We start from the raw sequence: 13,150 nt of genomic DNA, 5'->3' as shown, positions 1-13,150 counted from the left end.
GTGGTCGACATGAGTCGGCAGATCACGTTCGCCACGATCTTGGTTGCGGCGACCACCGTGGTCGCCGGCTGCGTCCCGGGCCTGGCAGCCGACCCGCGCTTCGCCACCAATTCCGGCGCCCGCCCCCAGGGTGCGGCCACCGCCAAACCGCCACCCAGCGGCCCGCCGCCGCTCGCCGCGCCCAAGAACGATCTGCCCTGGCACGACTGCACGTCGCGGGTGTTCGGCGACGCCGCGGTGCCGCCCGCGGCCGGGGTGCAGCTGGATTGCGCGAACTACGATGCCGACCTGGACCCGAACGGCGGCGGGACCGGCACCGTGAGCGTCGGCGTGGTCCGCGCCCGCTCGAGCCAGACGCCGCGCGACGCGGGCCCGCTGGTCTTCACCACCGGCTCCGACCTGCCGTCTTCGGCGCAGCTGCCGGTCTGGCTGTCCAGGGGCGGCGCCGACGTGCTGCAGACCCACCCCATCGTCGCCGTCGACCGTCGCGGCATGGGCATGTCGAACCCGATCGACTGCCGCGACACCTCCGACCGGCAGATTATGCGCGACCAGGCGCAGTTCCAGACCGGCGACGACCCCGTCGCCAACCTGTCGGACGTCGCGAACAACGCCACCACCAACTGCACCGACGCCATCGCGCCGGGCGCGTCCGCCTACGACAACGCCCACGCAGCCTCGGACATCGAGCGACTGCGGTCGCTGTGGGACGTGCCGGCGGTCGCGCTGGTCGGGATCGGCAATGGCGCGCAGGTGGCGCTGGCCTACGCGGCGGCGAGGCCCGACAAGGTCGCGCGGCTGATACTCGACTCGCCAGTTGCGTTGGGTGCCAGCGCCGAAGCCGCCGCCGAGCAACAGGCCAAGGGCCAGCAGGCCGCGCTCGACGCGTTCGCCGCCCAGTGCGTCGCGGTGAACTGCGCGCTGGGTCCAGACCCCAAGGGCGCCGTCAGCGGGTTGCTGGCCGACGCCCGCGCCGGCAAGGGGCCCGCCGGGGCGTCGGTGGCCCAGCTGGCGAGCGCCATCACCGTCGCGCTGGGCTTTCCCTCGGGCGGCCGCGTCAACTCCACCACCAGCCTGGCCAACGCGCTGGCCGCCGCCCGCTCCGGCGACACCAATCAGCTGACCAACCTGATCAATCACGCCGACGCCACCGAGGACTCCGACGGCCAGTTCGTCAACACTTGCAGCGACGCCGTCAATCGCCCCACCCCCGACCGCGTGCGCGAACTGGTCGTGGCGTGGGCCAAGCTGTACCCCGAGTTCGGCACCGTCGCGGCGCTCAACATGGTCAAATGCGTGCATTGGCCCACCGGCTCGCCCCCGGCGCCGCCGAAATCGTTGAAGGTCGACGTCCTGTTGCTGGGCGTCCAGCACGACCCGATCGTCGGCACCGACGGGGTCGCGGCGACGGCGGCCACCGTCATCAACGCCAACGCGGCCAGCAAGCGGGTGATGTGGCAGGGCATCGGACACGGCGCCAGCATCTACTCGAGCTGCGCGGTCCCACCGCTGATCGGCTACGTCAACAGCGGCAAACTGCCCGGCACCGACACGTACTGTCCCGCCTGATTTTCCGGCCACGCGCCGGTGTACGGTGCGCTGGTGACGGCAGCTGAATCGAGCCGAGCCGGCTCTCGCGATCGGATCCTGGCCGCCTTTCGTCCCCGCAGCGGCCCGCCGAGCACGGCGACCATCGTGCGTTCGGCGTTGTGGCCCCTGGCGATTATGTCGGTGCTGCACCGCAGCATCATCCTCACCCTCAACGGCAACATCACCGACGACTTCAAGCCGGTCTACCGGGCGGTGCTGAACTTCCGGCGGGGCTGGGACATCTACAACGAGCACTTCGACTACGTCGACCCGCACTACCTGTACCCGCCCGGCGGCACGCTGCTGATGGCGCCGTTCGGGTATCTGTCCTTCACGCCGTCGCGGTATCTGTTCGTCCTGATCAACACCGTGGCGATCCTGCTGGCCTGGTACCTGCTGCTGCGGATGTTCAAATTCACCCTGTCCTCGGTGGCCGCGCCCGCCCTGCTGCTGGCCATGTTCTGCACCGAAAGCGTGACCAGCACTTTGGTGTTCACCAACATCAACGGCTGCGTGCTGCTGGCGGAGATGCTGTTCCTGCGCTGGCTGCTGGACGGCCGGGTCAGCCGTCAGTGGTGGGCCGGCATCGCGATCGGGCTGACGCTGACGCTCAAACCGTTGCTCGGTCCGCTGCTGTTGCTGCCGCTGCTGAACCGCCAGTGGCGGCCGCTGATCCCCGCGATCGTGGTGCCCGTCGTCGTCAACCTGGCCGCGTGGCCTCTGGTGAGCGATCCCATGGACTTCGTCACCAAGACGGTGCCGTACATCCTGGGCACGCGTGACTACTTCAACAGCTCGATCGAGGGCAACGGCGTGTACTTCGGCCTGCCCACGTGGCTGATCGTGTTCCTGCGGCTGCTGTTCACGGTGCTTGCGATCGGGGCGATGTGGCTGCTGTACCGCTACTACCGCACCCGCGACCCGCTCTTCTGGTTCACCAGCTCGTCGGGCGTGCTGTTGCTGTGGTCGTGGCTGGTGCTGTCGCTGGCCCAGGGCTACTACTCGATGATGCTGTTCCCGTTCCTGATGACCGTGGTGTTGCCCAACTCGCTGATCCGCAACTGGCCGGCATGGCTCGGGGTCTACGGCTTCTTGGCGCTGGACGACTGGCTGATCTACCGGTGGATGAGGTACGGCCGCGCGTTGCACTACCTGAAGATCACCTACGGCTGGTCGCTGCTGCTCATCGTTGTGTTCACGGTGCTGTTGTTCCGGTATCTGGACGCGAAGGCCGAGAACCGGCTGGACGAGGGCATCGATCCGGCGTGGCTGACGGCGCGCCGAGATGGCGCTAGCGTGGATGCATGAATCCGAAGCTGCAGCTGACCGATGCCGAGTGGCGCCAGAAGCTCACGCCCGAAGAGTTTCACGTGTTGCGCCAGGCCGGCACCGAGCGGCCCTTCACCGGTGAGTACACCGACACCAAGACCGAAGGCGTCTACCAGTGTCGCGCCTGCGGGGCCGAATTGTTCCGCAGCACAGAGAAGTTCGAGTCGCACTGCGGGTGGCCGTCGTTCTTCGACCCGGCGAACTCCGACGCGGTGATCCTGCGGCCCGATCACTCGATGGGCACGACGCGCACCGAGGTGCTGTGCGCGAACTGCCACAGCCACCTGGGCCACGTCTTCGCCGGCGAGGGCTACCCGACTCCGACCGATCAGCGCTACTGCATCAACTCCATCTCGCTGCGCCTGGTGCCCAAGGGGGCCTAGTCGCGGCGGCTATCCGCCGCGACACATAACCAGTTGCGACGACACGCCGCTGGGCGTCGCAAGGGTTTATATCTCGCGGCATCCGCGACGGGTGAGCGCACCGCGAACGCGTCTCACGACGTCTTGCGGCTTGTCCTCCGCGATTACCCGGATGACGATCCAGCCAAGTTCTTCGAGCTTGCGTAACCGCCACTGGTCTCGGGCGTATTGCCGGCGGTTGGTGCGGTGGTGGTCTCCGTCGTATTCGACCGCCACTTTGTACCGCTCCCAACCCATGTCGAGCACACCTACGGTGCGCCAGCCTTCGTTCACCGGAATCTGGCTTTCTGGTACCGGCATTCCGGCGTCGATCAACAGAAGACGGAGCCACGTCTCCTCGGGCGACGCGGCACCGGGATCGACAAGCGGAATCACCGCACGCAGCCGCCGCAGCCCCCGCGCACGCGGGTACCGCTTAGCCAGGAGCAGGACCTCCTCGACGTCAAACGGGGTTGCCCTCATCAGCGCGTCGAGCCGCGCCACCGCCTCGCCCCGGGGACGTTGTCTGCCCATGTCGTAGGCCGTCCTCACCAATGTGGTGACCGGAATACCCCCGACGATGGTGATTTCGTCGGGCTCAATCCGGTGATTCCGGGTGACTATGCCCGGCGGCGAATGCTGGTTGCCCCAGATCAGTTCGACGGGCTCATCGTCGTCGATCCAATCCGAGCCGTGCAACGCAGCCGCGGCAAGCCCGGCCACCACAGCGCGTCTGCCCGACCACAGCCACGCCGCGATGCAGCGGGTCCGCAAGGACTGGTGGCCCGCTCCCCCAGGTACACGTCGGGATAAATCGCACGAAATCCGATTCGCAGCTGATACGGGCTGAGCCTGCCCTGCCGCACGGCCTCACTGCCGACGAACACATCATCCACGAACGAAAGACGCCGTTGCCCGCCACATGGATCCATGAGACATAAAGCGCTGCGACGGTTTCCGGCGTGTCGTCGCAAGGGTTTATGTGTCGTGGAAGGCGGGGCTCACGGAAGAACGAGGCCCGACGGCGAGCCTAGTCCACCCTGGTGGCGTGTACTTCCCAGAACGGGGCGTGCACCCGGCCGTTGACCAGCCACGGTTCCATCAAGCGAAACTGCTCCAGCAGCTCCTCGATCTGATCGGCCATTTCGCGATTGCGCGCGGCCATCATCTCGATCTGCTCGACGCTCATGTTGACCAGGTAGGTCGTCGGGCCGAGGTAGGTGATCTCCCAGCCGCCGAGGGGAAGCACATCGCGAAAAGCCTTGTCGGACAACGTCCGCAGCATCTTGAAGCCGTTGACGTTATGCTCGCCGAACTCGAACATGTACAGCCGTGCACCGGGCTTGGTGGCCCGGTGCAGCGCCCGCACATAGGACCTCTGCAGCTCGGGATCGGTGCTGAAGGTGTGGTAGAAGGCGCAGTCGACGACGGTGTCGAACCGCCCTTCCATGCCTTCGAGCTTGGTGGCGTCGGCCAGCTCGAAGTTGACGGAAACCCCTGCCCTGCGGGCGTTTTCGCGAGCCCGCTCCAGCGCGGTTGCCGACCCGTCGATGCCGGTGGCGGCGTAGCCCTTGGAGGCGTAGTAGATCGCGTGGTGGCCCGGCCCGGTGCCCGGGTCGAGCACCTCGCCTTTGATCGCGCCCAGCGCGACCAGTCGCTCGACCACCGGCTGCGGGCCGCCGATGTCCCACGGCGTCGCGGCGGGCAGTCCGTGCGACGTCCGCTCGTCGCGGTACATCTCCTCGAAACGGGCCGGGTCGGTGACGTCGGGCTGGCTCATGGCAGCGCGTTCACCAACTGCTCGACCGGCACGCGCGGGCCGGTGAAGAACGGCGTCTCCTCGCGGGTGTGCCGGCGGGCATCGGTGGCGCGCAGCTCGCGCATCAAGTCGACGATGCGGTGCAGTTCGGGGGCCTCGAAGGCGAGGATCCATTCGTAGTCGCCGAGCGCGAACGCCGGCACCGTGTTGGCGCGGACGTCCTTGTACTCGCGGGCGGCCATGCCGTGTTCGGCGAGCATACGGCGCCGCTCCTCGTCGGGCAGGAGGTACCACTCGTAGGACCGCACGAACGGATACACGCAGATGTAGTTGCCGGGCTCCTCGCCGGCCAGGAACGCGGGGATGTGGCTCTTGTTGAACTCCGCCGGCCGGTGCAGCGCCACGCTGCTCCACACCGGCGAGCAGGCCCGCCCCAGCGCGGTGGTGCGCCGGAAGTCGGCGTAGGTGGCCTGCAGCGCCTCGATGGTTTCGGCGTGGGTCCAGATCATGAAGTCGGCGTCGGCCCGCAGGCCCGCCACGTCGTAGAGGCCGCGCACCACGACGCCGCGCTCCTCCTGCTGCTTGAAAAACCGCGACGCGTCATCGATGACGGCATCGCGCTCTTCCCCGAGCTCGCCCGGTCGCACGGAGAAGACCGAGAACATCAGGTAGCGGATCGTCGCGTTGAGGGTGTCGTAGTCGAGCTTGGCCATGGAACCTATCGTGCCACTTCCACGTCGAGGGCCTCGATCGCGCGGCCGGCCGCCCCGACGCACGCCGGCACGCCGATGCCGTCGAGGTAGCTGCCGGTCACGGCGAGCGTCGGCGGCAGGCCCGCGCGGATCTCCGCCGCCAATTCGGCGTGGCCGGGCCCGTACTGCGGCATGGCCTCGATCCAGCGCTGCACGCGTGCATCGACCGGGTCGACGGCCAGGTCGAACACGTCGACCAGGTCGCTCAACGCCCAGCCGAGCAGTTCGTCATCCGAGGCGCTGGTGGCCACGTCGTCGCCGCAGCGACCGAACGACAGCCGGAGCAGCTGCGTGTCCCCGCGGGCACCCCATTTGCGCGACGAGAGCGTGATCGCCTTGCTCCGCAACGGCTCTCCGGTGGCGACGAGCACACCGGAACACTGCGGGAACGGCGTGTCAGCGGGCACCGCCAGCGCGACCACCACCGACGATGCGCTGGTGATCCGGCCCGCGGCGGCGGCGCTGCTCGGGGCGACACCGGCCAGCAGGCGCGCCACTCGCGGAGCCGGGACGGCCAGGATCACCGCGTCGGCGTGCCAGCGGGCGCCGGTGTCATCGGTCAGCGACCACCCCGGTCCGGCCGGTTCGAGCCGTTGCACCGCGGCCCGAACCCGGTGCGGCCGGCCGCGCTCGACGAGTGCGTCGAGCAGCACCTGGTACCCGCCGTCCAGCGCGCCGAACACGGGTCCCCCGGTCGCCGGCGGCAGCGCCTGCCGGACCGCGTCCGTCAGGCTGGTGGCCCCACGGTCCAGCGCGGCCGCGACGCCGGGGGCCGCCGCCCGCAGCCCGATGGTGGCCGCCGAACCCGCGTACACGCCGCTCAGCAGCGGATCCACCGACCGGGCCACGACCTGCTCGCCGAACCGCTCGCCCACGAGTTCGGCGGTCGCGGGGTCGCTGCCGGGTTGCCAGCTGAAGGGTCGGCCGGGTTCGGCTTCGATGCGCGCGACGGTCGCCTCGTCGACCAACCCAGCCACGGAGGCGGCCGACGACGGAATCCCGACCACCGTCCCGGTGGGCAACGGGTGCAGCGTCTGCCGGCTGTAGATCAACGGCCGGGCGCCGGTGGACACCAGTTGGCGCCCCGACAGGCCGAGCTCGGCCAGCAGTGCGGGCATCTCGGGCCGCCGCAGGATGAACGCCTCGGCACCCAGGTCCATGGTCTGCCCGCCGACCCGGTCGGTGCGCAAGATTCCGCCCAGCCGGTCGCCGGGGTCGAACAGGGTGATGGCGGCGTCGTCACCCACCGCCACGCGCAGTCGGTATGCCGCCGTCAGGCCCGAAATACCACCACCGACAACGCAATACGAAGGCGGGCTCATAGGGAGTGGACCAGTGACACCAGATCGGTCAGCACACCGGGGTCGGTCTCGGGCAGCACGCCGTGGCCGAGGTTGAAGACGTGACCGGTCACGCCCGCGTCGACGGCGCGGCGCCCGTCGTCGACCACGGCCCGGGCGGCGCGTTCGACGGCCGGCCACCCCGCCAGCAGGACCACCGGATCGAGGTTGCCCTGCAGCGCGGTCCCCGCCGTGACCCGGGCGGCCGCATCGGTGAGCGAGGTTCGCCAGTCCACGCCCACCACCGTCGCGCCCACCGTCGACATGGCCCCCAGGAGTTCGGCGGTGCCGACCCCGAAGTGCGTCATCGGCACGCCGTACTCCGTCAGCGCGCCGAAAACCCGGGCGCTGTGCGGTTGCACGTAGGTGCGGTAGTCGGCGAGCGACAGCGCACCCGCCCACGAGTCGAACACCTGAATCGCGTCCACCCCGGCCTCCAGCTGGGCCCGCAGGAAGCCCACGGTGATGTCGGTCAGCTTTTCCATCAGCGCATGCCAGCAATCCGGTTCGGCCAGCATCATCGCCTTGGTGCGGGCGTGGTGGCGGCTGGGGCCGCCCTCGATCAGATAGGACGCCAGCGTGAAGGGGGCACCCGCGAACCCGATCAGCGGGACGTCGCCGAGCGCGGCCACCAGCAGCGTCACCGCGTCGGACACCGGCTGAATCCGTTGCCGGTCAAGGGGTTTCATCGCATCGACGTCGGCCGCGCTGCGCACCGGCGACGCGATCACCGGCCCGACGCCCGCGACGATGTCCAGGTCGACGCCAGCGCCGAGCAGCGGCACCACGATGTCGGAGAACAAGATCGCCGCGTCGACGTCGTGCCGGCGCACCGGCTGCAGGGTGATCTCGCAGACCAGCTCGGCGTCGAAGCAGGCCGACAACATGTCGGTCTGGGCCCGCAGCGCCCGGTATTCGGGCAGCGAACGACCCGCCTGCCGCATGAACCACACCGGGGTCCGGCCGGGTTTGCCACCGGTGACGGCGGCCAGATACGGCGACTCGGGGAGGTCGCGGCGAGTACTCATTGTCCTCAATGCTGCCACGAGGGTGCTGCTGCGTAATATCGACGACCGTGCCAGTCAGCCACCCGCCCGTGAATTACGACGAGTTCCCCAGCCTGCGCTGCGAGGTCGGCGACAACGGCATCCTGACGCTGGTTCTCGACGCCCCGGGCCTCAATTCGGTCGGGCCGCAGATGCACCGGGACCTGGCCGACATCTGGCCGGCGATCGCCCGCGACCCCGACGTGCGCGTCGTGCTGGTCCGCGGCGAGGGCAAGGCCTTCTCCTCCGGCGGCAGCTTCGACCTGATCGCCGAAACCATCGGCGACTACGAGGGCCGCATGCGCATCATGCGGGAGGCGCGCGACCTGGTGCTCAACATGGTCAACTTCGACAAACCCGTCGTCTCGGCGATCCGGGGCCCGGCCGTCGGGGCGGGGCTGGTGGTGGCCCTGCTCGCCGACGTCTCGGTGGCGGGCCGCACCGCGAAGCTCATCGACGGGCACACCAAGCTGGGCGTGGCCGCCGGCGATCACGCCGCGATCTGCTGGCCGCTGCTGGTCGGCATGGCCAAGGCCAAGTACTACCTGCTCACCTGCGAGACGCTGCTCGGCGAGGAAGCCGAGCGGATCGGCCTGGTGTCCACCTGCGTCGACGACGACGACGTGCTGTCCACGGCGACGCGGATCGCCGAGGATCTGGCCCGCGGCGCGCAGAACGCCATCCGGTGGACCAAGCACAGCCTCAACTCCTGGTACCGCATGTTCGCGCCCACCTTCGAGACCTCGCTCGGCCTGGAATTCCTGAGCTTCAGCGGTCCCGACGTTCAGGAAGGGCTGGCCGCGCACCGCGAGAAGCGGCCGGCCCGATTTACCGGCGGAAATGCCTCCTGAGCAGGGGCGATACCGGCCCATGGGGTCGGGTAACGGGTTGGTAGCGGTCGGCGCGCCTGGTTCCGCGTGTCGGCCGATAGGTCTACCGTCGGACGCTGTGACCCGTACCGCGACGATGCAGTGGGGGCACGCCCCCTCGAGTGGGAGGTTCCCCCACCCGCTTGTGGGGGATGGCAGCGATGTGGAGGAGCGGCGCTCATGACGTACGCCGCGCCGACGCAGAGTGGCCGGGATGAACAGGAGCGGCGCCAAGTGACCTCAGCTGAACCGGAGCCATTCCGCGAGGCGGTAGCGGCGATGAACGGCGTCACCGTCCGAGCGGAAATCGAGCTGGGCCCCATTCGCCCGCCGCAACGCCTGGCGCCCTACAGCTACGCGCTGGGGGCCGAGGTCAAGCATCCCGACCGCGAAATCGTGCCCGAGCGATCCGACGGCGACGCCTTCGGCCGCCTGATCCTGCTGTACGACCCGGAAGGCGCCGACGCGTGGGACGGCACCATCCGCCTGGTCGCCTACATCCAGGCCGACCTCGATCCCAGCGAGGCCGTCGACCCCCTGCTGCCGGAGGTGGCGTGGAGCTGGCTGGTCGACGCGCTGGAGTCTCGGATGGAGCAGGTCACCGCCCTCGGCGGCACGGTCACCGCCACCACCTCGGTGCGCTACGGCGACATCTCGGGGCCGCCGCGCGCCCACCAGTTGGAGCTGCGGGCGTCGTGGACGGCGACCACGCCGCAGGTCGGCGTCCATGTCGAGGCCTTCTGCGAGGTACTGGAACACGCGGCGGGTCTCCCGCCGACGGGCGTCACCGATCTGAGCTCGCGGTCACGCGCCTGACATGTGCGAACCGGCGGCCCATGGGGCCGGCAGCGCGGCACCCGAAGACATCGAACCCGCGCCGACGCCCCTGCTGCACCCGGCCGAAGGGATTCCGGACCTCTCGGTGACCGTCCGCCAGATCCAGGAGGCGGCGGAGTTCCTGGACAGCGGTCGCGGACCGTTTGCGGTGGACGCCGAGCGGGCGTCGGGTTTCCGGTACTCCAACCGGGCCTACCTGATTCAGATCCGGCGGGCCGGCGCGGGCACGGTGCTCATCGACCCCGTCAGCCACGGCGCCGACCCGCTCGAGGCACTGCGGCCCGTTGCCGAGGTGCTCAGCGACGACGAATGGATCCTGCATTCGGCCGACCAGGACCTGCCCTGCCTCGCGGAGGTCGGCCTGCGGCCGCCCGCGCTGTACGACACCGAGCTCGCGGGGCGGCTGGCCGGCTTCGAGCGGGTGAACCTCGCGACCATGGTGGAGCGGCTGCTCGGGTCCGGGTTGGCCAAGGGGCATGGTGCGGCCGATTGGTCCAAACGCCCGCTGCCGAGCGAATGGCTCAATTACGCGGCGCTGGATGTGGAACTGCTCATTGAACTGCGAGCCGCGATCGCCGACGTGCTGGCCGAGCAACGCAAAACCGGTTGGGCCGCAGAGGAATTCGATTACCTACGGGTGGCGGGCGCCAAGGAGCCCAGCGCGGCGACGCGGCGGGACCGGTGGCGGCGGACGTCGGGGATCCATCGGGTGCGCGACCAGCGCGGCCTGGCGGCGGTCCGCGAGCTGTGGTTGACGCGCGACCGCATCGCCGAGCGCCGCGACATCGCGCCCCGACGCATCCTGCCGGACTCGGCCATCATCGAGGCCGCTATCGCCGACCCGAAGACCATCGAGGACCTCACCGCCTTGCCGGTGTTCGGTGGGCGCAATCAGCGTCGCAGCGCCGCCACGTGGTTGGGTGCGCTGGAGGCGGCGCGGCAAACCAAGAACCCGCCCGTCGATGCCGAAGCGCCGAACGGGCCACCGCCGGCGGCGCGGTGGAGCAGGCGCAAACCGGAGGCGGCCGCGCGGCTGGAGGCGGCGCGTGCGGCGCTGTCCGAGGTGTCTGAGCGGGTGCACGTCCCCACCGAGAACCTGGTCTCGCCCGACCTGGTGCGACGGCTGTGCTGGGACTGGGAGCCCGCCCCCGACCCTTTGGAGGCCGTCGATACGTTTCTGCGGGCCGGGCAGGCCCGATCATGGCAGCGCGAATTGGTGGATCCCGTGCTCGCTCGGGCGTTGCAACCACCCGACGAGCCGGAGGCCGAAACCGACTAGTCGAGGTGCTCGCGGATCTCGGCTTCGGTGACGGCGTTACCCAGCGCGGCGACCCACCCCGTGATGCGGCGGGCCACGTCCTGATCGGTGAGCCCCAGGTCGGCCAGCAGCTCTCCCCGCGAGGCGTGCTCGTAGAACCGCTGCGGCAAGCCGACGTCGCGGCACGGCACGTCGATCTCCGCGCGCCGCAGAGCCGCGGACACCGCCGACCCGATGCCGCCGTTGACACCGTTGTCCTCGCACGTGACGACCAGCTTGTGCTGCGCGGCGAGCTCGATGACAGCCTCGGACACCGGCAGCACCCAACGCGGGTCGATCACCGTCACGCCGATCCCCTGGTTGTGCAGCCGCTTGGCGACCTCGAGCGCCATCGGGACGAACGCGCCGACGCCCACCAGGAGCACGTCGTGGTTGAGTCCGGCGGCCGGCAGCGCGAGCACGTCCACACCCGAGCGTCGCTCGAGCGCCGGAATGTCTTCGCCCACATCGCCTTTGGGGAAGCGGAGCGCCGTCGGCCCGTCATTGACGTCAAGCGCCTCGCCGAGTTCCTCGCGTAACCGGGTGGCGTCGCGGGGCGCGGCGACCCGCATGCCGGGCACGATGCCCAGCATCGACATGTCCCACATGCCGTTGTGGCTGGCGCCGTCCGAACCCGTGATCCCGGCCCGGTCGAGCACCATGGTGACGGGCAGCTTGTGCAGCGCCACGTCCATCATGATCTGGTCGAAGGCCCGGTTGAGGAACGTCGAATAGATGGCCACCACCGGGTGCATGCCGCCCATCGCCAGGCCGGCCGCCGACGTCAGCGCGTGCTGCTCGGCGATGCCGACGTCGAAGAGGCGATCCGGGAACTGTTGCCCGAAGGCGCTCAGCCCCGTCGGGCCGGGCATCGCCGCGGTGATGGCCACGATGTCGCGGCGCTTTTTCGCGTAGCCGATCAGCGCGTCGGAGAAGGTGGCGGTCCAACCGGGACCGGCGACCTTGGTGGCCTGGCCGGTGACCGGATCGATGACGCCGCAGGAATGCATCTGCTCGGCCTCGTCGTCCTCCGCGGGACCGAAACCCATGCCCTTGCGGGTGACGACGTGCACGATCACCGGCCGGCCGAAGCCACGCGCGTGGCGCAAGGCCATCTCCACGGCGCGTTCGTCGTGTCCGTCGACCGGCCCCACGTACTTCAGGCCGAGGTCGGTGAACAGCAGCTGCGGGGACAGGGAGTCCTTGATGCCGGCCTTGACACTGTGCATGAACCGGTAGGCGAGCTCGCCGAAGAACGGCAGCGAGCGCACCGCGTCGCGGCCCTTCTCCAGGGCCTGCTCGTAGGCCGGCTGCAGCCGCAGAGTGGCCAGATGGTCGGCGACGCCGCCGATCGTCGGTGCGTAGCTGCGGCCGTTGTCGTTGACCACAATGATCACCGGCCGCTTCGACGCCGCGATGTTGTTCAGCGCCTCCCAGCACATGCCGCCGGTGAGCGCGCCGTCGCCGACCACGGCGACCACGTGCCGGTTGCGGTGGCCGGTCAGCTCGAACGCCTTGGCCAGGCCGTCGGCGTAGGACAGCGCCGCGCTGGCGTGGCTGGACTCGACCCAGTCGTGTTCGCTCTCCGCGCGCGACGGATAGCCGGACAGCCCGCCCTTTTTGCGCAGGCTCTCGAAGTCCTGCGCGCGTCCGGTCAGCATCTTGTGGACGTATGCCTGGTGACCGGTGTCGAAGACGATCGGGTCGTGCGGCGAGTCGAACACACGATGCAGCGCCAGCGTCAGTTCGACGACGCCGAGGTTGGGCCCGAGGTGTCCCCCGGTCGCAGCGACCTTGTGGATCAGGAACTGACGAATCTCGGCGGCCAGTTCACGCAGCTGCTGTTGGGACAGGTGTTGCAGATCAGCGGGCCCGCGGATCTGTTCCAGCATCCCGATAGTCTACGCAGCCACCGCAGGAACAGCAGCGA

11 protein-coding genes and 1 pseudogene are annotated in these 13,150 nt (G+C 69.5%); 6 read left to right on the top strand and 6 right to left on the bottom strand.

The window, feature by feature from the left end:
- Positions 1 to 9: 9 nt before the first annotated feature.
- From A5697_RS19070 to msrB, 3 genes are read left to right on the top strand one after another with little or no spacing between them, the layout of a single operon-like run.
- On the top strand, positions 10 to 1,569 hold the full coding sequence (locus A5697_RS19070) for an alpha/beta hydrolase (protein WP_068011677.1): 1,560 nt from the start codon (positions 10 to 12) through the stop codon (positions 1,567 to 1,569).
- 18 nt (positions 1,570 to 1,587) lie between these two features.
- A complete protein-coding gene (gene aftC, locus A5697_RS19065; protein WP_067949530.1) occupies positions 1,588 to 2,898 on the top strand; it encodes an arabinofuranan 3-O-arabinosyltransferase in 1,311 nt (436 codons plus the stop codon).
- Complete coding sequence (gene msrB / locus A5697_RS19060; RefSeq protein ID WP_067744194.1) at positions 2,895 to 3,302, top strand: peptide-methionine (R)-S-oxide reductase MsrB; 408 nt, start codon at positions 2,895 to 2,897, stop codon at positions 3,300 to 3,302. Before aftC ends, msrB begins: the two co-directional genes overlap by 4 nt.
- 66 nt (positions 3,303 to 3,368) lie before the next feature.
- Here msrB and A5697_RS19055 read toward each other — a convergent pair.
- The 5 genes and pseudogenes from A5697_RS19055 to hemE all read right to left on the bottom strand — a co-directional run bounded on the left by A5697_RS19055 (position 3,369) and on the right by hemE (position 8,199).
- A pseudogene (locus A5697_RS19055) lies at positions 3,369 to 4,216 on the bottom strand (endonuclease domain-containing protein).
- A gap of 134 nt (positions 4,217 to 4,350) precedes the next feature.
- Positions 4,351 to 5,100: a class I SAM-dependent methyltransferase gene (locus tag A5697_RS19050; protein ID WP_067949524.1), complete on the bottom strand. Its 750-nt coding sequence runs from the start codon at positions 5,098 to 5,100 to the stop codon at positions 4,351 to 4,353.
- Entirely contained in the window at positions 5,097 to 5,792 is a 696-nt protein-coding gene (gene hemQ / locus A5697_RS19045) for a hydrogen peroxide-dependent heme synthase (RefSeq protein WP_067789672.1), read from the bottom strand. The genes A5697_RS19050 and hemQ overlap by 4 nt, the downstream gene beginning before the upstream one ends.
- A gap of 5 nt (positions 5,793 to 5,797) precedes the next feature.
- Positions 5,798 to 7,153 carry a protoporphyrinogen oxidase gene (locus A5697_RS19040; RefSeq protein ID WP_067949522.1) on the bottom strand — a complete coding sequence of 452 codons (1,356 nt, stop codon included), beginning with the start codon at positions 7,151 to 7,153 and terminating at the stop codon, positions 5,798 to 5,800.
- Entirely contained in the window at positions 7,150 to 8,199 is a 1,050-nt protein-coding gene (hemE, locus tag A5697_RS19035) for a uroporphyrinogen decarboxylase (protein WP_068011676.1), read from the bottom strand. Before hemE ends, A5697_RS19040 begins: the two co-directional genes overlap by 4 nt.
- Before the next feature lie 47 nt (positions 8,200 to 8,246).
- On the opposite strand from hemE, the gene A5697_RS19030 reads away from it, so the two are divergent.
- From A5697_RS19030 to A5697_RS19020, 3 genes are all read left to right on the top strand, one after another.
- Positions 8,247 to 9,068: an enoyl-CoA hydratase/isomerase family protein gene (locus A5697_RS19030; protein WP_068011675.1), complete on the top strand. Its 822-nt coding sequence runs from the start codon at positions 8,247 to 8,249 to the stop codon at positions 9,066 to 9,068.
- A gap of 198 nt (positions 9,069 to 9,266) precedes the next feature.
- On the top strand, positions 9,267 to 9,902 hold the full coding sequence (locus A5697_RS19025; protein ID WP_082953484.1) for a DUF3000 domain-containing protein: 636 nt from the start codon (positions 9,267 to 9,269) through the stop codon (positions 9,900 to 9,902).
- A 1-nt stretch (position 9,903) separates the two neighbouring features.
- Positions 9,904 to 11,202, top strand: coding sequence for a ribonuclease D (locus A5697_RS19020; RefSeq protein ID WP_068011674.1), 1,299 nt, complete (start codon positions 9,904 to 9,906; stop codon positions 11,200 to 11,202).
- Here A5697_RS19020 and dxs read toward each other — a convergent pair.
- Positions 11,199 to 13,112: a 1-deoxy-D-xylulose-5-phosphate synthase gene (gene dxs / locus A5697_RS19015; RefSeq protein WP_067949513.1), complete on the bottom strand. Its 1,914-nt coding sequence runs from the start codon at positions 13,110 to 13,112 to the stop codon at positions 11,199 to 11,201. The two genes, A5697_RS19020 and dxs, sit on opposite strands and share 4 nt — an antisense overlap.
- Positions 13,113 to 13,150: the final 38 nt, after the last annotated feature.

Source organism: Mycobacterium sp. E3251 (assembly GCF_001666835.1).
Taxonomy (GTDB): domain Bacteria; phylum Actinomycetota; class Actinomycetes; order Mycobacteriales; family Mycobacteriaceae; genus Mycobacterium.
Note: the sequence above shows the minus strand (reverse complement) of the source record. Positions and strands in the feature narration are given on the sequence as shown.